We start from the raw sequence: 20,077 nt of genomic DNA, 5'->3' as shown, positions 1-20,077 counted from the left end.
GGGATACCGTGCTCGAACGAATTAAAGTGTGCTTCACAGAAAGCATTCAAACGCAGATTGCCGCGGCGGAAGCCCTTCCGGACGCGATCTCGCGTGCAGCGATGACGCTGGTTCAGTCGCTGCTCAACGGCAACAAAATCCTCTGTTGTGGCAATGGCACGTCCGCCGCCAACGCACAGCATTTTGCTGCCAGCATGATCAATCGCTTCGAAACCGAGCGCCCGAGTTTACCTGCCATTGCACTAAACACCGATAACGTGGTCTTAACTGCGATTGCCAACGATCGTCTGCATGACGAAATCTACGCCAAGCAGGTGCGCGCCTTAGGCCATGCCGGAGACGTGCTGCTGGCGATCTCCACGCGCGGTAACAGCCGGGATATCGTTAAAGCGGTTGAAGCGGCAGTGACCCGGGATATGACGATTGTCGCCCTGACCGGTTACGACGGCGGAGAGCTGGCTGGCCTGCTGGGGCCGCAGGATGTGGAGATCCGCATTCCTTCGCACCGTAGCGCCCGCATCCAGGAGATGCATATGCTCACGGTGAACTGCTTATGCGATCTGATCGATAACACGCTTTTCCCTCACCAGGATGATTAAGGAGTTCTCATGAAGGTTTTATCGGCCCTTGCAGTCGTGATGTCTGCATTACTGCTTCAGGGATGCATCGCTGCCGCTGTAGTCGGCACCGCAGCGGTCGGCACCAAAGCAGCGACCGATCCGCGCACCGTTGGGACGCAGGTGGATGACGGTACGCTTGAGCTGCGCGTAAACAGTGCGCTGTCGAAAGACGAGCAGATCAAGAAGGAAGCACGCATCAACGTGACGGCTTATCAGGGCAAAGTGCTGCTGGCAGGCCAGGCGCCAAATCCTGAACTCGCCTCGCGCGCCAAACAGATCGCGATGGGTGTGGAAGGCACGGCGGAAGTGTTTAACGAGATCCGCCAGGGCCAGCCGATTGGTCTCGGCACCGCGTCATCTGATACCTGGATCACCACCAAAGTGCGTTCCCAGCTGCTGGGTACCGACCAGGTGAAATCCTCAAACGTGAAAGTGACCACGGAGAACGGCGAAGTGTTCCTGCTGGGTCTGGTGACGGAACGTGAAGGGAAAGCGGCGGCGGATATCGCCAGCCGGGTGAGCGGCGTGAAACACGTCACCACCGCCTTTACTTACATTAAGTAATTACCACCTGACTACAGGCCCGGTAAGCGCTAGCGCCACCGGGCTTTTTTCACACAAGCGCCATACTCCCCACAATCACTCCGCTCAACGCCACCAGCCCCGCAGTCAGCCACAGCGCTTTCGCCGGGAATGACTTACGCAGCATGATAAGCGACGGCAGGCTCACCGCCGGCAGCGTGATGAGCAGCGCCAGCGCCGGTGCGGTCCCCATACCAGCCATCATCATGGTCTGAATAATCGGGATCTCCGCCGCGGTTGGGATCACAAACAGGCACCCGGCCACCGCCATCGCAATCACCCACATCAGCGTGTTGTCGATAGCGCCATCCGCATGCGGGAACAGCCAGACGCGCGCCGCCCCCAGCACCAGTACGGCCAGGATATAGACCGGAATGGTGCTCCAGAAAAGCTGCCACAGCGCTTTGCCCCAGCGAGCAAAGAAATTGCCCTGCGGCTCGCTGACGTCCAGCTCAACGGAGGCAGGCCCGGCCTCGTTGTCTTTCACCAGGTGCTGCACCAGCGTAGCGACAAGCACCACCGTCAGCAGGCCAGCCGCCAGACGGATAAACGCGAAATGCCAGCCGAGAACGAAGCCCATAAATACCAGCGTTGCCGGGTTCAGCAGGGGGTTACCCATCCAGAAGGCAAGCGCGCCGCCCATCGACACGCGCTGTCGGCGCATACCCGCCGCCACCGGTGCGGCGCAGCAGGAGCACATCATGCCCGGCAGGGAGAAAATCGTCCCCAGCAGCGTGCCCTGCAAGCGCGGCTGTCCCAGGGTTTTCACCAGCCAGTTACGCGGGATAAGTACCTGAATCAGCGAGCCCAGCAATACGCCCAATACCGCCGCTTTCCAGACGGCAAGAAAATAGACCATGGCGTAATCCCACGCCGCGCGTAGCGGGCTGGAATCGGCCTGCGCGAGAATCGATTTACCGATGCTGTGGGTGTCGGCGGCGGTGAAGGCTTTACCGTAGTAAGGCTGCCATTTCACATACCAGAGGCCAATGATGACCACGAGAAAGAAGAGTGCGGGCTTCCACCACTGAACAGGTGTTGCCGCCTGAGATGAAGACTGACCAGTCATACCATTCCCCGGAAGGTGTTATTTAATAAGCCGGGGAAGTTTACGCCTCGCCCTGCGCGATTTCACGCAGTTTTGCCGAAGGGATAATATTAACCCCCTCCTGCGACGGAGCCAGCGCCTCTTTTAGCATCGCCAGCGCGACATCCCGCGCCTCGATGGACTTCCAGTTACCCGGCAGGATGCGAAACAGCGGAGCGAAAAAAGACTCGTTAAAACGACGTTCGTCACGGTGCCCCATCAGCATGGAAGGCCGCGCGATGGTCAGGCGCTCCCATTTCTGCGCGATTAACGCCTCTTCCATTTTGCCCTTCACCTGGTTGTAAAAAAACGGCGAGCCTGCGTTCGCGCCGTGCGCGCTGACCACCAGGAAATGTTTTGCGCCCAGCTTTTTCGCCGTCAGGGCGGTATCCACCACCAGTGTGTAATCCGCATGGACAAAAGCTTCTTTACTGCCCGCTTCCCGTCGGGTGGTGCCAAGGCAGCAAAAGGCGATATCAATGGGATCCTGCACCTGCGCCAGCGCGTCGGTGAGCTGTGGATCGTGCGGGTTATAGACGCCGGTGATATCCAACAGCGGGCGACGCGTCGGGGCGGCGATATAATTGATATGCCGATCCTGGATCAGCAGCCGCAGCAGATGTCCACCCACCAGCCCGGTTGCGCCGGTAATCAGTACCTGACTCATCTTATCCCCTTTACAGAATTGTCCGTTTGCGTTCTGGGCCTGCTCTACCACACTTAAAAGTCTGTTACCGGTAAGTATTTACCACAAACGGGAAAAAAACAGTCTGAAGCGAAAACAACGGAGGAAGCATGGGTAAAAAAATCGCAGTCTTGATTACCGACGAGTTTGAAGATTCAGAATTTACGTCGCCAGCAGAGGCATTCCGCAAGGCGGGCCACGAGGTGGTCACCATCGAGAAAGAAGCGGGTAAAACCGTGAAGGGCCATAAGGGCGAAGCCAGCGTGACCATTGACGAATCCATTGATAACGTCAGCCCGTCGGATTTCGACGCCCTGCTGTTACCGGGCGGTCATTCACCGGATTCCCTGCGCGGAGACGAGCGTTTCGTCACCTTTACCCGTGACTTCGTCGGCACCGGTAAACCGGTATTTGCCATTTGCCACGGTCCGCAGCTGCTGATCAGCGCCGAGGTGGTACGCGGGCGTAAGCTCACCGCGGTGAAGCCGATCGTTATCGATCTGAAAAACGCGGGAGCCGAGTTCTACGATCAGGAAGTGGTGAACGATAACGATCAGCTGATCACCAGCCGTACACCGGACGATCTGCCAGCGTTTAACCGTGAAGCGCTACGCCTGCTCGGCGCGTAACCAGTGCAGCTTCTTGCCAAAGCCCAGGGTGTTGTCGGTAAATTTCAGCTCATCAAGGCGGATTTCCCACACCGGGGCTTTTAGCGCCGCGGCCACCGGGAAGCGGCGCGTATAGCGTTTACGTTGCGCGTCGCTCTCCTCACCTTCCAGGCGACGAATTTCGCCTTTAAACTGGACCCCGCGGATCAGCGCAACGGTTTTAGGCTGACCGTTTACCGTGCCCGCCACTTTTGCCCGCTGGCCCGTCATCTGCGCATGCCGCGTTTTATCTTCGCTCATCACGTAAAAGGCCACGCGCTCGGGATCGTAGTAATAAAAGGCATTTGCGCACCACATCTCCTCGTCTTTACAGACGCACCAGGTCACGACATGCTGCTTTGCCAGCCAGCGGTTAATGGCGGCCAGTGTTTCCATTTTCGCTCTCTCTCATGCTATGGTGCGTTCACCTTAACATACTGAATCTGTTTACCGTGTGCTGGTTTCTCTATCTTGTCCGAACCGCTGATAACGCACTCTACACCGGGATCACTACCGATGTGGCACGGCGTTTTTTACAACATCAAACGGGGAAAGGGGCGAAGGCGCTGCGGGGGAAAGGTGAACTTCAGTTAGCGTTTTCAGCCGCCGTGGGCGACAGATCCCTGGCGCTCAGGCTGGAATACCGCATCAAGCAGCTGACGAAGCGCCAGAAAGAGCGTCTCGTCAACGGGGACGGCTCTTTCGAGGCGCTACGCGAAAGCCTGCTTAAAAACGATTGAAATGATCGTGGTACTCCACCAGACCGGTAACGCCGTCGAGCGCATCATCCGCCAGAGGATGCACCAGGAAAGATGTTTCCGTGCCCGGCCAGTGGCAGCGCAGATCGTATCTGGACGCTGGCTTAAAACCTAAACGTTCGTAGAACGCCGGATCGCCCAGAACGACGACAGCGGCATAGCCAAATTCATTCAGTGAATCCAGCCCTTCATAGACCAGCTGGCGAGCCAGGCCCTGGCCACGGTAGTTTTCATCCACAGCCAGCGGCGCCATGCCGACCCACTGTAACTCTTCACCCTGCACAATCACCGGGCTGAAGGCCACGTAGCCGACCACCTGCCCTTCATCGTCGGTGGCAACCAGGCCCAGCGTAATCAGGCCATCTTCGCGAAGATCGTGAACCAGTTGGGCTTCGGCGTCGCCTGCAAAAGAGCGGCGTAACAACGCATCGATACCCGGCGCATCAATCCCAATTTCGACTCGAATCAGCATGGCTCACCTACTGAAGTGTGTTTACTGTCCGGCGGGGTTTTTAGCCCGGCCTCAACGAAATCTGCCATTTGCATCAACATCATACGCAGCGCTTTCGGCATCTGCTCCAGCTCAATGGCATCCATTAAATTTTTGACGTACAGACCGAGCTCCGTGTCGCCTTCAATCACCAGACGACGCTGGAAGAAGAGCGTGTCCGGATCCTGTTTGCGCGCGGCAATCATCAGCAGATCGCTGGCATCCGCGCTAAAGCTGACATCCACCTCGGCGGTTTCACGGACGATCAGCCGATCGTTCTCAACGGAAGTAAACCAGCGCAACCCGATATCGCGCACTTCAATCTTTAACCAGCGGCCTTCCAGAAACTCCAGCTCACCGTCCTGTAGCGCCTGGCGGAACTGCCAGCTCAGTACCTGTTCCAGCACCTGGCGTTTAAGCGCGAACGGCGCCAGTTTTACCGGCACGCTCAGCATTGATGGACCAAATTGTACGAGACGTGAACGCAGTTTATCCAGCACGAGCTTTACTCCCTGATAGCTATAGTCCTGCTATTTTGCCATATCCCGACAAGAAGATAGCGGCGTAAATCAACAAACCGTTGTCCGGTATACCTCATTATTGGTGCCATCAATACGCCATTAGCTGCCTTAAATCAAAAATTGTCGCGTATGGGTTAATTAAAATCCCAGCTCGTTAACATTTTTTACGATCCCTGCGATCGACAACATCGGGATAAATTATGGAGCTGCTCTGCCCTGCCGGAAACCTTCCGGCGCTTAAGGCGGCCATCGAAAATGGGGCCGATGCGGTCTATATCGGGCTGAAAGATGATACCAACGCCCGCCATTTTGCGGGTCTTAACTTTACGGAGAAAAAGCTTCAGGAAGCCGTTAACTTCGTTCACCAGCACCGGCGCAAACTGCACATCGCCATCAATACCTTTGCCCATCCTGATGGCTATGCCCGCTGGCAGCGCGCCGTGGATATGGCGGCCCAGCTGGGCGCAGATGCGCTGATCCTGGCTGACCTCGCCATGCTTGAGTATGCGGCAGAACGTTATCCGCATATTGAGCGCCACGTCTCTGTTCAGGCATCGGCCACCAATGAAGAGGCCGTGCGTTTTTATCATCGACACTTTGACGTAGCCCGCGTGGTGCTGCCGCGCGTGCTCTCTATTCATCAGGTTAAGCAACTGGCGCGCGTCACGCCAGTGCCGCTGGAGGTTTTTGCCTTCGGCAGCCTGTGCATCATGGCCGAAGGCCGCTGCTATCTTTCTTCCTATCTCACCGGGGAATCGCCAAATACCGTCGGCGCCTGCTCGCCTGCCCGCTTCGTTCGCTGGCAGCAAACGCCGCAGGGACTAGAGTCACGCCTGAATGACGTGTTAATTGACCGCTATCAGGACGGTGAAAACGCGGGGTATCCGACACTGTGTAAGGGCCGCTATCTGGTGGACGGCGAGCGCTACCACGCGCTGGAGGAGCCCACAAGCCTCAACACGCTGGAATTGCTGCCGGAACTGCTGGCCGCCAATATTGCCTCGGTGAAAATCGAAGGCCGCCAGCGCAGCCCGGCCTACGTGAGCCAGGTGGCGAAGGTGTGGCGTCAGGCCATCGACCGCTGCATGGCGGACCCGCAAAACTATGCTCCACAAGCGGCCTGGATGGAGACGCTCGGCGCGATGTCTGAAGGCACCCAAACTACGCTCGGCGCGTACCACCGTAAATGGCAGTGAGATAATCATGAAATATTCATTAGGGCCGGTGCTTTACTACTGGCCAAAAGAGACGCTGGAAGATTTTTACCAGCAGGCGGCTAACAGCAGCGCCGATGTGATTTACCTCGGCGAAGCGGTGTGCAGCAAGCGCCGCGCCACCAAAGTGGGCGACTGGCTGGATATGGCGAAAAACCTGGCCGGCAGCGGCAAGCAGGTGGTGCTCTCGACGCTGGCGCTGGTGCAGGCGTCCTCTGAACTGGGCGAGCTGAAGCGCTACGTCGAAAACGGTGAGTTCCTGCTGGAGGCGAGCGACCTGGGCGTGGTAAACCTGTGTGCCGAGCGTAAGCTGCCGTTTGTCGCCGGACATGCGCTGAACTGCTATAACGCGGTGACCCTGCGCCTGTTGCTCAAACAGGGGATGACCCGCTGGTGCATGCCAGTAGAGCTCTCCCGCGACTGGCTGGCCAACCTGCTCACACAGTGCGAAGAGCTGGGCATTCGCAACAAGTTTGAAGTGGAAGTCCTGAGCTATGGGCATCTGCCGCTGGCCTACTCTGCCCGCTGCTTCACCGCACGTTCCGAAGATCGCCCGAAAGACGAGTGCGAAACCTGCTGCATTAAGTACCCGAACGGCCGCAGTATGCTGTCGCAGGAGAACCAGCAGGTGTTTGTCCTCAACGGCATTCAGACCATGAGCGGTTACGTCTATAACCTCGGCAACGAACTGGCGTCAATGCACGGGCTGGTGGATATGGTGCGTCTTTCGCCGCTTGATACCGGTGTTTTCGCGATGCTGGACGCCTTCCGCGCCAACGAAAACGGCGCCTCGCCGCTACCGTTGACCGCAAACAGCGACTGCAACGGTTACTGGCGACGTCTCGCCGGGCTGGAATTGCAGGCGTAAAAAAGGCTCACTTTGTTAACAACGGTTATCATTTTTTAATGCAGTATTAAAGATTGACCGTCGACAAAGTGAGCTGTTATGACTGACAAAACCATTCCGTTTTCGGTGCTGGATCTGGCGCCGATCCCACAAGGCTCCTCGGCCAGAGAAGCCTTCACGCACTCTCTCGATCTTGCTCAGCTTGCCGAAAAGCGCGGCTATCACCGCTACTGGCTGGCGGAGCACCACAATATGGTGGGCATCGCCAGCGCCGCCACCTCGGTGCTGATTGGCTATCTGGCGGCGAATACCACCACTCTGCACCTGGGCTCCGGCGGTGTGATGCTGCCGAACCACGCCCCGCTGGTGATTGCCGAGCAGTTCGGGACGCTGAATACCCTTTATCCGGGCCGTATTGATCTAGGGCTTGGCCGCGCGCCGGGCAGCGACCAGCCGACCATGCGCGCCCTGCGTCGCCATATGAGCGGCGATATCGATAACTTCCCGCGCGATGTGGCCGAGCTGGTGGACTGGTTTGACGCGCGGGATCCGAACCCGCACGTGCGTCCTGTGCCGGGGTACGGGGAAAAGATCCCGGTATGGCTGTTAGGCTCAAGCCTGTACAGCGCGCAGCTCGCCGCTCAGCTGGGGCTGCCGTTCGCGTTCGCTTCCCACTTCGCACCGGATATGCTGCATCAGGCACTGCATCTTTATCGTACGCACTTCAAACCGTCTGAACGTCTGGAGAAGCCGTATGCGATGGTGTGTATCAATATCATTGCTGCCGACAGCAACCGCGACGCGGAATTCCTGTTTACCTCTATGCAGCAGGCGTTTGTGAAGCTGCGTCGCGGTGAGACGGGCCAGCTTCCACCGCCGGTAGAGAATATGCATCAGCTGTGGTCGGCCTCCGAGCAGTATGGCGTGCAGCAGGCTCTGAGTATGTCGCTGGTGGGTGATAAGGCGAAAGTGCGTCACGGGCTGGAGGCGGTGCTGCGTGAAACCCAGGCGGATGAGATTATGGTTAACGGCCAGATTTTCGATCACCAGGCGCGTCTGCATTCGTTTGATTTGGCGATGCAGGTGAAAGAGGAGTTGGTGGGGTAGTTTTTTGCTTTGCCCGGTGGCGCTTCGCTTACCGGGCCTACATTCTTTTCTCCCTCTCCCATGGGGAGAGGGCCGGGGTGAGGGGTTCAGACCGCACGTTTTACTGATATACCGGCAACAGATTAAAACTCGACAGCACGTGCACCACCGCGTTGCCGATACCAAATACCAGAATCAGCGCAATCATCGGTTTTCCGCCCCAGACGCGGAATTTCGGGCTGCCGAAGCGCTTACGTGATTTGCGCGCCAGCAGCGCCGGTACAATCGCCGCCCAGATGGTGGCCGCCAGTCCCGCATAGCCGATGGCGTACAGGAAACCGTTCGGCCACAGCAGGCCGCCCACAATCGGCGGCAGGAAGGTCAACAGCGCTGTTTTGAAGCGCCCCATAGCAGAGTCATCAAAACCAAACAGATCCGCCAGGTAGTCAAACAGGCCCAGCGTCACGCCGAGGAATGAGCTCGCCACCGCAAAGTTCGAGAAGACCACCAGAAGCAGATCCAGGCTGCGGCTGTTCAGCACGCCGCTCAGCGCCTGTACCAGCACATCAATGTTACCGCCCTTCTGCGCAATGCCGATAAATTCCGGACGCGGGATGTTACCCATCGTCCCCAGCAGCCAGATCACATACAGCCCTAGTGCCAGCAGCGTGCCGTAAACCAGGCATTTCACGATGGTGCGCGGATCCTTGCCGTAGTATTTCATCAGGCTCGGTACGTTGCCGTGGTAGCCGAACGACGCCAGACAGAATGGCAGCGTCATCAGCAGGTACGGCGTGTAGGAGGTGTTCACTTCCGCAACGTTAAACAGCGTGGCCGGCGTGACGTGCCCCAGCAGGCTGCCGAAGGTCAGAAAGAAGGTGATGACCTTTGCGCCCAGCACGATCGCCGTCATGCGGCTGACCGCTTTGGTGCTCATCCAGACGATAAACGCCACGCCCAGCGCGAAGCAGAGACCCGCCAGACGCGCCGGAACGTTCAGCGACATCTCTGAGAAGGTGTGATGCAGAATCGACCCGCTCGCTGAAATGTACGCGTAGGTCAGGATATAGAGTACAAACGCGATGGACAGCCCGTTCACCAGGTTCCAGCCTTTGCCCAACAGATCCCGGGTGATGGTGTCGAAGCTGGAGCCAATGCGGTAGTTCAGGTTTGCTTCAAGGATCATCAGCCCGGAATGGAGCATGCAGAACCAGGTGAAAACCAGCGCCGCCAGCGACCAGAAGAACCACGCACCGGACATGACCACAGGCAGGGAAAACATCCCGGCACCAATGATGGTTCCGCCGATGATCACCACGCCGCCAAGCAGCGAAGGTGACGTTTGGGTGGTGGTTAGTGTTGCCATGCGGCCTTATCTCCAGTGAAAAATGTGGTTCTGCATTTTAGTGTGTTGCACTGTACCAGTACAAGAGTACAAAAGGAATAAAAAAAGCCCCGATAGCAACTATCGGGGCTGTATATTTTACTTTACGTCAGAAGCGAAAGGCTTACGCGTCACCGAAACGACGACGGCTGGCGCCTTCTTCACGGCGTGGACCACGGTTTTCGCGGCGCTCACCGGAGAAACGACGGCCTTCACCACCGCGACCTTCGCTGCGACCGCCTTCACGACGCTCGCCACCGAAACCGCGACCACCGCCACGACGTTCGCCGCCACGGTCAGGACGTGGCTGTGCATCGCCCAGCAGCTGCATGTTCATCGGCTTGTTCAGGATACGGGTGCGAGTAAAGTGTTGCAGTACTTCGCCCGGCATGCCTTTTGGCAGCTCGATGGTGGAGTGGGAACCGAACAGCTTGATGTTACCGATGTAACGGCTGCTGATGTCGCCTTCGTTAGCGATCGCGCCAACGATGTGACGAACTTCAACACCATCATCACGGCCCACTTCAATGCGATACAGTTCCATTTCGCCAGCGTCACGACGCTCGCGACGTGGACGGTCTTCACCACCACGCTCTGGACGGTCACCGCGTGGACCACGGTCGTTACGGTCGCCACGACGTTCGAAACGATCGTCACGGTCACGGAACTCACGCTTAGGACGCATCGGCGCATCAGGTGGCACGATCAGGCTACGTTCGCCCTGCGCCATTTTCAGCAGTGCTGCGGCCAGGGTTTCCATGTCCAGCTCTTCGCCTTCAGCGACAGGCTGGATCTGGGACAGCAGCGCACGGTACTGATCCAGATCGCTGCTTTCCAGCTGCTGCTGTACTTTCGCGGCGAATTTTTCCAGACGGCGTTTGCCCAGCAGTTCTGCGTTTGGCAGCTCGGCTTCTGGAATGGTCAGCTTCATGGTGCGTTCAATGTTACGCAGCAGACGACGCTCGCGGTTCTCAACGAACAGCAGCGCACGGCCTGCACGACCCGCACGACCGGTACGGCCGATACGGTGAACGTAAGACTCGGAGTCCATTGGGATATCGTAGTTTACAACCAGGCTGATACGCTCAACGTCCAGGCCACGTGCTGCCACGTCGGTTGCAATCAGGATATCCAGACGACCGTCTTTCAGACGCTCCAGAGTCTGCTCACGCAGGGCCTGGTTCATGTCGCCGTTCAGCGCTGCGCTGTTGTAGCCGCTACGCTCCAGGGCTTCAGCCACTTCCAGGGTCGCGTTTTTGGTACGAACGAAGATAATCGCCGCATCAAAATCTTCTGCTTCCAGGAAACGCACCAGCGCTTCGTTTTTGCGCATGCCGTATACAGACCAGTAGCTCTGGCTGATGTCCGGGCGAGTGGTCACGCTGGACTGAATGCGCACTTCCTGCGGCTCTTTCATGAAGCGGCGGGTAATGCGACGGATCGCTTCTGGCATAGTTGCAGAGAACAGAGCGGTCTGATGACCTTCCGGGATCTGCGCCATGATGGTTTCTACGTCTTCGATGAAGCCCATACGCAGCATTTCATCGGCTTCGTCCAGTACCAGACCGCTCAGTTTAGAGAGGTCCAGGGTACCGCGCTTCAGGTGATCCAGCAGACGGCCCGGCGTACCGACAACAATCTGTGGACCCTGGCGCAGGGCGCGTAACTGCACGTCATAACGCTGGCCGCCGTACAGGGCTACCACGTTTACGCCGCGCATATGTTTAGAGAATTCCGTCATAGCTTCAGCAACCTGAACAGCCAGTTCACGGGTTGGAGCCAGGACGAGGATCTGCGGCGCGCGCAGGTCCGGATCAATGTTGTTCAGCAGCGGCAGCGAGAATGCTGCGGTTTTACCGCTACCAGTCTGGGCCATGCCCAGCACGTCACGACCAGAAAGCAGGTGTGGGATACACTCAGCCTGGATCGGAGATGGTTTTTCGTAACCCAGATCGTTAAGGGCTTCAAGGATAGGAGCCTTCAGGCCCAGATCTGCAAAAGTGGTTTCGAATTCAGCCATGTAGTACAAGTGCCTCGATATTAATGGCGGCCAGTCTACTTAGCTCATCGTGAAAATGATTAGCAATTTTCATTGAAAAGTGTGAACCGGCTCAAATTAGGTGTATTGACGAACAACAACGCCCTCACCAGTGAAGGTGATGGCAATCAAAAGATTACGGGCTGATGTTTATGTCGTCAGCTATTGCTGGTCCGATTCTGCCAGGTCGTCTTGCTCCTGGCCCAAGAGCGATAATTCCAACAATGCATAACGGTGCTCAACGAAGTTATGTACGTTGTTAGCAACCGCTAATTTGAACAGTGCCGTAGCGCTGTCCATATCCCCCAGACTTAGGTAGTACTTACCTAAATAGAAGTTGGTTTCACTGAGATGCTCAGCGAGCGAGGTGTTATCCGTTGCGTCCGCCTTGAGGCGTTCCATCAGCGTTGCTTCGCTAATGTTGCCCAGGTAGAACTCGACAATGTTCCATCCCCACTGTTCCTTGTCCGATTTCTCGAAGCGCTGTTTCAGTGCTTCTTTGGCCTGCTTCTCATCGAGCTTCTGCTCAACGATGTAAAGCCACAGGCTGCGGAAAGGATCATTAGGATCGTCTTGATAAAACGCCAGCAGATCATCTTGCGCTAACTTATCACGACCGCCGTAATACAATGCGATACCGCGATTCAAGTGCGCGTAGTTGTAAGTTGGATCAAGCTCAAGTACAGAATCAAACGCTTCATAGGCAGCATCAAAATTGCCTGCCTGCGTTAAATAAATGCCTAAGTAATTGAATACTTCAGGCATATCAGGTCGAATCGCCAGCGCTTGTGAAAAATCATTTCGCGCCAGTGCCCTCAGACCGAGACTATCATACAACACTCCGCGCTCATATAAAAGCTGTGCGCGTTCGTCATCGGTTAAAGCCCGACTGGCAAGTATTTGTTCCATGCGTGCCAGAATGACTTCCTGCTGCAAAGTCGGTTGCAATGGCACTGCGAGGACTTCGCTCTTACGCCAGGCAGAGTTGCTGCATCCTGCCAGCGTTAAAGCTGTCGCAACGAAACACCAGCGCAAAAAAGGCTTCATTTCCCACTCCCGAAGACAACTATTGATGAACGTCCTGTCCCCCGGCGGCTTAACAAGGCGTCCTGCCTGATAATAAGCCCTCCGCCTGCGCGGAGGGCAAATGGCAACCTTACTCGCCTTGCTGTTCAGCAGCCGGGGCTTCCGGTGCCGCAGCAGGCTGAGACTGCTCGGTTGCTTCTTTAATGCTCAGACGGATACGGCCCTGACGGTCAACTTCCAGAACTTTCACCGGTACTTCCTGACCCATTTGCAGGTAATCGGTCACTTTCTCAACGCGCTTGTCAGCGATCTGAGAGATGTGTACCAGACCTTCTTTACCGCCACCGATGGCAACGAATGCGCCAAAGTCAACGATACGGGTCACTTTACCATTGTAGATACGGCCCACTTCGATTTCTGCCGTGATCTCTTCGATACGACGGATAGCGTATTTCGCTTTCTCGCCGTCGGTTGCTGCGATTTTCACAGTACCGTCATCTTCGATTTCGATGGTGGTGCCCGTTTCTTCGGTCAGTGCACGGATAACAGAACCGCCCTTACCGATAACATCTTTGATCTTGTCTGGATTGATCTTGATGGTGTGGATACGTGGAGCGAACTGAGAAATATCACCACGCGGCGCATTAATCGCCTGTTCCATCACGCCCAGGATGTGCAGACGCGCACCTTTAGCCTGGTTCAGAGCAACCTGCATGATCTCTTTGGTGATACCTTCAATTTTGATATCCATCTGCAAGGCAGAGATACCGTCACGGGAACCCGCTACTTTGAAGTCCATATCGCCCAGGTGGTCTTCGTCGCCCAGAATGTCAGACAGAACAACGTAGTTGTCGCCCTCTTTCACCAGACCCATTGCGATACCTGCAACGGCGGCTTTAATTGGCACGCCTGCATCCATCAGCGCCAGAGAGGCACCACACACGGAAGCCATAGAAGAGGAACCGTTGGATTCGGTGATTTCAGACACCACACGTACGGTGTACGGGAATTTGTCTGCTTCTGGCATCACTGCCAGCACGCCGCGCTTCGCCAGACGGCCGTGACCAATTTCACGACGCTTCGGTGAGCCAACCATACCGGTTTCGCCCACAGAGTACGGAGGGAAGTTGTAGTGGAACAGGAAGCTGTCAGTACGCTCGCCCATCAGTTCGTCGATGATCTGTGCGTCACGTGCGGTACCCAGGGTCGCGGTTACCAGCGCCTGCGTTTCACCACGGGTGAACAGCGCAGAACCGTGAGTACGTGGCAGTACGCCAGTACGCACGTCCAGACCACGGATCATGTCTTTTTCACGGCCATCGATACGCGGCTCGCCTGCCAGGACGCGGCTACGAACAACGTTTTTCTCGATGGCGTGCAGGATTTCGCCAATCTCGTTAGCGTCCAGCGTTTCGTCTTCGGCAACCAGGGTCGCGGTCACTTCAGATTTGATCACATCAACCTGAGCATAGCGCTCCTGTTTGTCGGTGATGCGGTATGCGTCGCTCAGACGAGATTCTGCCAGTGCAGCAACGCGTGCGTTCAGCGCCTCGTTCACCACTTCTGGCTGCCAGTCCCAACGTGGTTTACCGGCTTCTTTCACCAGGTCGTTGATGTTCTGAATAACGATCTGCTGCTGCTCGTGGCCAAATACCACAGCGCCCAGCATCTGATCTTCGCTCAGCAGTTCAGCTTCGGATTCAACCATCAGAACCGCTGCTTCAGTACCGGCAACAACCAGGTCCAGCTTACTCTCTTTCAGCTCTTCCTGAGTTGGGTTCAGTACGTACTGGTCGTTGATGTAGCCAACGCGCGCGGAACCGATTGGGCCATTGAATGGAATACCAGACAGTGACAGGGCCGCAGATGCGCCGATCATAGCAACGATGTCCGGGTTAACCTGTGGGTTAACGGAAACAACGGTCGCAATAACCTGAACTTCGTTTACGAAGCCTTCCGGGAACAGCGGACGAACCGGGCGGTCAATCAGACGCGCGATCAGGGTTTCGCCTTCGCTTGGACGGCCTTCACGACGGAAGAAGCCACCCGGGATTTTACCGGCAGCGTAGGTACGCTCCTGGTAGTTAACGGTCAGTGGGAAGAAGTCCTGACCTGGTTTAGCTTTTTTCTGGCCAACTACGGTAACGAATACAGCAGTGTCATCCATGCTTACCATAACGGCAGCAGTAGCCTGACGCGCCATCATGCCGGTTTCCAGCGTGACGGTATGCTGACCATACTGGAATTTACGAACGATCGGATTCAGCAAAATTCTGTCCTTTCTTAAATGTTTGAAAGCACACCTCAGGTGTGCTGACGATTTAACCCGACCTTCTTCGCATCCTCGCGACTAATGACAACCGACACCCCCATGGGTGAAGCCTCTCATTAGCCGCGCGAACCTCTGCAATGAAGATCATTTATAGCAACAATACAATAGTTTCCATTGAATTGCTGCCGTCTGGTTGAAAAAAGGGGCCATCAGGCCCCCTTTTCTGAAACTCGCAAGAATTAGCGACGCAGGCCCAGACGCTCGATCAGCGCGGTGTAGCGTGCAACATCTTTACGCTTCAGGTAGTCGAGCAGTTTACGACGCTGAGAAACCATACGCAGCAGACCACGACGGCTGTGGTGATCTTTTTTGTGCTCTGCAAAGTGACCTTGCAGGTGGTTAATCTGTGCAGTCAGCAGTGCAACCTGAACTTCGGTAGAACCGCTGTCGTTAGTACCACGACCAAACTCAGAAACGATTTTAGCTTTAGCTTCAACGCTTAGAGACATTTTCAAACTCCAAAGTATAAAGAATGTAAGGATGCCGATCTCTAATTCAGCTATCCCATGTACGCCCCGCAGATTGTTAAACAATTTACCAGGCGTTAAGCGGCGATATTCTACTCGTCTCCCCTGCTTATCGCAAGGTGAGGCGTTATCACCGTCACGCTTCGACCGGATATTCGACGACCAGACGACGCGGCGCCACACGCCCTTCGCCGTCCATTTCGCCCATACCGATGAATTTCCCTTCGTCACCTTCCGTCACGCGTACCAGGCCCTCAAGCGGCGCCACCGATGTGCGAACCGGGTTTCCGTTCTTAAAGTAAACGGACGATGTTAAAGGAAGATTAACAACCGGGAAGTCCACTGCCGGACTGTCCATTGGCATCAGCAGCGGGTCCAGCAGATCGGCTGGCGCAACGCCCTGCGCTTGCGCCTGCTCAACCAGGGCGTGCAGATGCTCAAGCGTCACCATGCGTTCGACCGGATATTTGCTGACCGCCAGACGACGCAGATAAATCACATGCGCGCCGCAGCCCAGCTTTTCACCGAGGTCATCAATGATGGTGCGGATATAGGTCCCTTTCGAACAGTGTACTTCCAGCTCGAGTTCATCACCTTCGTGGCGAATGAACAGCAGCTCATACACGGTAATCGGACGAGCTTCACGCGGAACCTCAATGCCCTGACGCGCATATTCGTAGAGCTTTTTGCCCTGATATTTCAGCGCCGAATACATCGACGGCACCTGTAGCGTATCACCACGGAAGCTGTCCAGCGCCGCATCAAGTTGCTCCGCGCTGAAGGTCACCGGGCGCTCTTCCACCACCAGGCCATCTGCATCGGAGGTATCCGTGCGCTGGCCCAGTTTGGCAATCACGCGGTAGCGCTTATCCGAATCCAGCAGGTACTGGGAAAACTTTGTCGCTTCCCCCAGGCAGATCGGCAGCATGCCAGTTGCCAGCGGATCCAGCGCGCCAGTGTGCCCTGCACGGTTGGCGTTATAAATACGCTTCACTTTTTGCAGCACGTCGTTGCTGGATGCGCCCTGTGGTTTATCCAGCAACAGCACGCCATGCACGTCACGACCGCGACGACGAGGACGACTCATCAGTCCTCCTTGCTGTCGTCCGCCGGGTTAACACGACGCTCATCGTCATGTTTCACCACGCTGGTCACCAGGTTGGACATACGCATACCTTCAACCAGCGAGTTGTCGTAGAAGAAGGTCAGCTCTGGCACGATACGCAGGCGCATTGCTTTGCCAAGCAGAGAGCGGATGAAACCAGAGGCTTCCTGCAACGCTTTAATGCCGTTCTTCACGGCGTCTTCATCCTGGTCATTCAGGAAAGTAACAAACACTTTGGCGTACGCCAGGTCGCGGGACATTTCCACGCCAGACACGGTGGTCATCATACCCACGCGTGGATCTTTGATTTCACGTTGCAGAATGAGAGCGATCTCTTTCTGCATCTCCTGCGCGACGCGCTGTGGGCGACCAAATTCTTTCGCCATAATAAATTCTCCAGACAAAAAAGGGGCTTAAGCCCCTTTTTAAAATTACTGCCGGGTGGCGCTTCGCTTACCCGGCCTACGCTAATTAATCTTCAGTTGACGAAGATTACGCGATGGTACGCTGAATTTCGATGATCTCGAACACTTCGATCATATCGCCAACGCGAACGTCGTTGTAGTTCTTCACGCCGATACCACATTCCATGCCGTTACGGACTTCGTTAACGTCATCTTTGAAGCGGCGCAGGGATTCCAGCTCACCTTCGTAGATAACCACGTTGTCACGCAGTACGCGGATTGGGTTGTGACGCTTGATGATCCCTTCGGTAACCATACAGCCCGCGATCGCACCGAATTTCGGTGATTTGAACACGTCACGTACTTCAGCCAGACCGATGATCTGCTGTTTCAGCTCAGGAGACAGCATGCCGCTCATCGCTGCTTTCACTTCGTCAATCAGGTTATAGATGACGGAGTAGTAACGCAGATCCAGGCTTTCAGCATCAATCACTTTACGCGCAGATGCGTCAGCACGAACGTTGAAGCCAACCAGGATCGCGTTGGACGCTGCTGCCAGGGTTGCGTCAGTTTCGGTGATACCACCTACGCCAGAACCGATGATCTTCACTTTCACTTCGTCGGTAGACAGTTTCAGCAAGGAGTCGGAGATCGCTTCCACAGAACCCTGAACGTCCGCTTTCAGAACGATGTTCACTTCGTGAACTTCGCCTTCGGTCATGTTGGCAAACATGTTCTCGAGTTTAGATTTCTGCTGACGAGCCAGCTTCACTTCACGGAATTTACCCTGACGATACAGAGCGACTTCACGCGCTTTCTTCTCGTCACGTACCACGGTGACTTCGTCACCGGCAGCCGGAACACCGGACAGGCCGAGAATTTCCACTGGAATGGACGGACCCGCTTCCAGCACTTCCTGACCCAGTTCGTTACGCATCGCACGAACGCGACCGTATTCGAAACCACACAGAACGATGTCGCCCTTGTGCAGAGTACCTTCGCGAACCAGAACGGTTGCAACCGGACCACGACCTTTATCCAGGAAGGATTCGATTACCGCGCCGCTCGCCATACCTTTACGAACCGCTTTCAGCTCCAGAACTTCAGCCTGAAGCAGGATAGCGTTCAGCAGGTCGTCGATACCGGTACCTGCTTTTGCAGATACAGGGATGAACTGCGCTTCACCGCCCCACTCTTCCGGCATAACGCCGTACTGGGACAGTTCGTTCTTCACGCGATCCATATCGGCTTCTGGCTTATCGATTTTGTTAACTGCGACAACCAGAGGCACCTGCGCCGCTTTCGCGTGCTGGATAGCTTCAATGGTCTGTGGCATCACGCCATCGTCGGCAGCAACGACCAGAACAACGATATCCGTTGCCTGAGCACCACGAGCACGCATTGAGGTAAACGCTGCGTGGCCTGGGGTATCCAGGAAGGTGATCATGCCGTTTTCGGTTTCTACGTGGTAAGCACCGATGTGCTGGGTAATACCACCCGCTTCGCCGGAGGCAACCTTAGTAGAACGAATGTAGTCAAGCAGAGAGGTTTTACCGTGGTCAACGTGACCCATGATGGTCACGACCGGTGCGCGCGGTTCAGCCGCTGCGCCCGTATCACGGTCGCTCATTACTGCTTCTTCCAGCTCGTTTTCACGACGCAGGATAACTTTGTGGCCCATCTCTTCGGCAACCAGCTGTGCGGTTTCCTGGTCGATGACCTGGTTAATGGTGGCCATTGCGCCCAGTTTCATCATCGCTTTGATGACCTGAGAGCCTTTCACCGCCATCTTGTTAGCCAGTTCGCCAACGGTGATGGTTTCGCCGATCACAACGTCACGGTTAACGGCCTGAGCAGGCTTCTGGAAGCCCTGCTGGAGAGCGGAACCTTTACGCTTGCCGCCTTTACCGCCGCGAACCGCTGCACGCGCTTCTTCACGGTCAGCTTTTGATTCGGCGTGTTTGTTACCTTTTTTCGCAGGACGCGCAGCTTTTGCACTGCGAGTACGGCCACGACCACCTTCAACTTCGCGGTCGTTGTCGTCTTCTGCCTGACGCGCATGCTGAGACGTGGTGACGTGATAATCGCTGGTATCTTCAGTTGGTTCAGCGGTATTCACACCGTTCTTCTCGTTTTCTTCTGCCATGCGACGCGCTTCTTCGGCGACGCGGCGAGCTTCTTCTTCAAGCTTGCGGCGGGCTTCTTCTTCCGCTTTACGCTTCAGCTCGGCAGCTTCATTTTCACGGCGGGCTTTTTCAGCCTGGGCAGTTTTGGTCATTTCGTCGGTCTGTTGATTGCTCACTTTGTCTTTTTCCGCAGCGTCACGCTTCGCTTTTTCACCGGCGTCGCGTTTCGCTTTTTCTGCGGCCTCACGTTCAGCTTTTAATTCTGCTTCACGTTTGGCAGTGGCTTCTGCCTCACGCTGAGCTTGTTCTTCCGCTTCACGCTGTGCCTGCTCTTCCGCGGCAAGGCGTTCTGCCTCTTGCGGATCACGTTTTACAAAGGTGCGCGTCTTGCGGACTTCAATTTGTACCGACTTGCTTTTGCCACCGGTACCAGGGATGTTCAACGTGCTACGCGTTTTACGCTGTAGCGTTAACTTGTCAGGCGTAGAGCCGTGTTCACGGTTCAGGTGCGCTAACAAGGTTTGTTTTTCTTGCGCGGTCACCGAGTCATCAGCGGACTTCGGGATCCCTGCATCAGCAAATTGCTGTACCAGGCGGTCCACGGAGGTCTGAATCTCAGCAGCCAGCGATTTTACAGTTACATCAGTCATGCTGTTCC

At 55.9% G+C, this 20,077-nt stretch carries 21 protein-coding genes; 7 read left to right on the top strand and 14 right to left on the bottom strand.

All coding sequences use genetic code 11. The features are described from left to right. Positions 1 to 8: 8 nt before the first annotated feature. Together diaA and dolP are read left to right on the top strand one after the other, a co-directional pair. On the top strand, positions 9 to 599 hold the full coding sequence (gene diaA, locus ACWKXX_RS11225) for a DnaA initiator-associating protein DiaA (RefSeq protein WP_003861754.1): 591 nt from the start codon (positions 9 to 11) through the stop codon (positions 597 to 599). Between the two features lie 9 nt (positions 600 to 608). Further along, positions 609 to 1,184, top strand: a complete 576-nt coding sequence (gene dolP, locus ACWKXX_RS11220; RefSeq protein WP_006812102.1) for a division/outer membrane stress-associated lipid-binding lipoprotein — start codon at positions 609 to 611, stop codon at positions 1,182 to 1,184. Positions 1,185 to 1,233: 49 nt separating this feature from the next. Here the strand turns inward: dolP and ACWKXX_RS11215 are convergent, their stop codons facing one another. Both ACWKXX_RS11215 and ACWKXX_RS11210 read right to left on the bottom strand, forming a co-directional pair. After that, complete coding sequence (locus ACWKXX_RS11215; RefSeq protein ID WP_017693924.1) at positions 1,234 to 2,271, bottom strand: permease; 1,038 nt, start codon at positions 2,269 to 2,271, stop codon at positions 1,234 to 1,236. Between the two features lie 40 nt (positions 2,272 to 2,311). Beyond that, on the bottom strand, positions 2,312 to 2,956 hold the full coding sequence (locus tag ACWKXX_RS11210) for an NAD(P)H-binding protein (protein WP_023304489.1): 645 nt from the start codon (positions 2,954 to 2,956) through the stop codon (positions 2,312 to 2,314). A gap of 128 nt (positions 2,957 to 3,084) precedes the next feature. Here ACWKXX_RS11210 and ACWKXX_RS11205 point away from each other — a divergent pair, with 128 nt between their 5' ends. Further along, complete coding sequence (locus ACWKXX_RS11205; RefSeq protein ID WP_015571965.1) at positions 3,085 to 3,603, top strand: type 1 glutamine amidotransferase domain-containing protein; 519 nt, start codon at positions 3,085 to 3,087, stop codon at positions 3,601 to 3,603. Here the strand turns inward: ACWKXX_RS11205 and ACWKXX_RS11200 are convergent. After that, complete coding sequence (locus ACWKXX_RS11200) at positions 3,583 to 4,017, bottom strand: YhbP family protein (protein WP_015571966.1); 435 nt, start codon at positions 4,015 to 4,017, stop codon at positions 3,583 to 3,585. The two genes, ACWKXX_RS11205 and ACWKXX_RS11200, sit on opposite strands and share 21 nt — an antisense overlap. 14 nt (positions 4,018 to 4,031) lie before the next feature. On the opposite strand from ACWKXX_RS11200, the gene ACWKXX_RS11195 reads away from it, so the two are divergent. Then, a complete protein-coding gene (locus ACWKXX_RS11195; RefSeq protein ID WP_003861768.1) occupies positions 4,032 to 4,361 on the top strand; it encodes a GIY-YIG nuclease family protein in 330 nt (109 codons plus the stop codon). On the opposite strand, the gene ACWKXX_RS11190 is transcribed toward ACWKXX_RS11195, so the two are convergent. Then, a complete protein-coding gene (locus ACWKXX_RS11190; RefSeq protein ID WP_015571968.1) occupies positions 4,348 to 4,851 on the bottom strand; it encodes a GNAT family N-acetyltransferase in 504 nt (167 codons plus the stop codon). The genes ACWKXX_RS11195 and ACWKXX_RS11190 overlap by 14 nt on opposite strands. Next, a complete protein-coding gene (ubiT, locus tag ACWKXX_RS11185; RefSeq protein ID WP_063405147.1) occupies positions 4,845 to 5,369 on the bottom strand; it encodes a ubiquinone anaerobic biosynthesis accessory factor UbiT in 525 nt (174 codons plus the stop codon). Before ubiT ends, ACWKXX_RS11190 begins: the two co-directional genes overlap by 7 nt. 221 nt (positions 5,370 to 5,590) lie before the next feature. Between ubiT and ubiU the strand changes: the two genes are divergently transcribed. The 3 genes from ubiU (at position 5,591) to ACWKXX_RS11170 (ending at position 8,558) form a co-directional block, all read left to right on the top strand. Further along, on the top strand, positions 5,591 to 6,586 hold the full coding sequence (ubiU, locus tag ACWKXX_RS11180; RefSeq protein ID WP_003861773.1) for a ubiquinone anaerobic biosynthesis protein UbiU: 996 nt from the start codon (positions 5,591 to 5,593) through the stop codon (positions 6,584 to 6,586). A gap of 7 nt (positions 6,587 to 6,593) precedes the next feature. Next, entirely contained in the window at positions 6,594 to 7,472 is an 879-nt protein-coding gene (locus ACWKXX_RS11175) for a U32 family peptidase (protein ID WP_023295495.1), read from the top strand. 78 nt (positions 7,473 to 7,550) lie between these two features. Beyond that, positions 7,551 to 8,558, top strand: coding sequence for a luciferase-like monooxygenase (locus ACWKXX_RS11170; RefSeq protein ID WP_006812112.1), 1,008 nt, complete (start codon positions 7,551 to 7,553; stop codon positions 8,556 to 8,558). Positions 8,559 to 8,658: 100 nt separating this feature from the next. Here the strand turns inward: ACWKXX_RS11170 and mtr are convergent, their stop codons facing one another. The 9 genes from mtr to infB form a co-directional block, all read right to left on the bottom strand. Next, entirely contained in the window at positions 8,659 to 9,903 is a 1,245-nt protein-coding gene (gene mtr / locus ACWKXX_RS11165) for a tryptophan permease (RefSeq protein WP_006812114.1), read from the bottom strand. A gap of 142 nt (positions 9,904 to 10,045) precedes the next feature. Further along, positions 10,046 to 11,941, bottom strand: coding sequence for a DEAD/DEAH family ATP-dependent RNA helicase (locus ACWKXX_RS11160; RefSeq protein WP_003861780.1), 1,896 nt, complete (start codon positions 11,939 to 11,941; stop codon positions 10,046 to 10,048). Further along, a complete protein-coding gene (yrbN, locus tag ACWKXX_RS11155; RefSeq protein ID WP_097397692.1) occupies positions 11,934 to 12,014 on the bottom strand; it encodes a protein YrbN in 81 nt (26 codons plus the stop codon). The genes ACWKXX_RS11160 and yrbN overlap by 8 nt, the downstream gene beginning before the upstream one ends. Before the next feature lie 107 nt (positions 12,015 to 12,121). Next, positions 12,122 to 13,006 (bottom strand): lipoprotein NlpI, encoded by an 885-nt coding sequence (gene nlpI / locus ACWKXX_RS11150; protein ID WP_003861782.1) that lies wholly within the window; start codon positions 13,004 to 13,006, stop codon positions 12,122 to 12,124. Between the two features lie 109 nt (positions 13,007 to 13,115). Beyond that, positions 13,116 to 15,254, bottom strand: coding sequence for a polyribonucleotide nucleotidyltransferase (pnp, locus tag ACWKXX_RS11145; RefSeq protein ID WP_261665969.1), 2,139 nt, complete (start codon positions 15,252 to 15,254; stop codon positions 13,116 to 13,118). 242 nt (positions 15,255 to 15,496) lie between these two features. Continuing rightward, the gene (gene rpsO, locus ACWKXX_RS11140; RefSeq protein WP_003861789.1) at positions 15,497 to 15,766 is read right to left on the bottom strand and encodes a 30S ribosomal protein S15; all 270 of its coding nucleotides are present in this window, start codon (positions 15,764 to 15,766) and stop codon (positions 15,497 to 15,499) included. A 154-nt stretch (positions 15,767 to 15,920) separates the two neighbouring features. Next, a complete protein-coding gene (gene truB, locus ACWKXX_RS11135; protein WP_047726737.1) occupies positions 15,921 to 16,871 on the bottom strand; it encodes a tRNA pseudouridine(55) synthase TruB in 951 nt (316 codons plus the stop codon). Then, entirely contained in the window at positions 16,871 to 17,275 is a 405-nt protein-coding gene (rbfA, locus tag ACWKXX_RS11130; protein ID WP_003861793.1) for a 30S ribosome-binding factor RbfA, read from the bottom strand. The genes truB and rbfA overlap by 1 nt, the downstream gene beginning before the upstream one ends. A gap of 106 nt (positions 17,276 to 17,381) precedes the next feature. Next, entirely contained in the window at positions 17,382 to 20,069 is a 2,688-nt protein-coding gene (gene infB, locus ACWKXX_RS11125; protein ID WP_032649657.1) for a translation initiation factor IF-2, read from the bottom strand. Positions 20,070 to 20,077: the final 8 nt, after the last annotated feature.

The sequence above is a fragment of the Enterobacter sp. UPMP2061 genome, assembly GCF_053709615.1.
The sequence above is the reverse complement of the archived record's forward strand: the minus strand, read 5'-3'. Positions and strand labels throughout refer to the sequence as shown.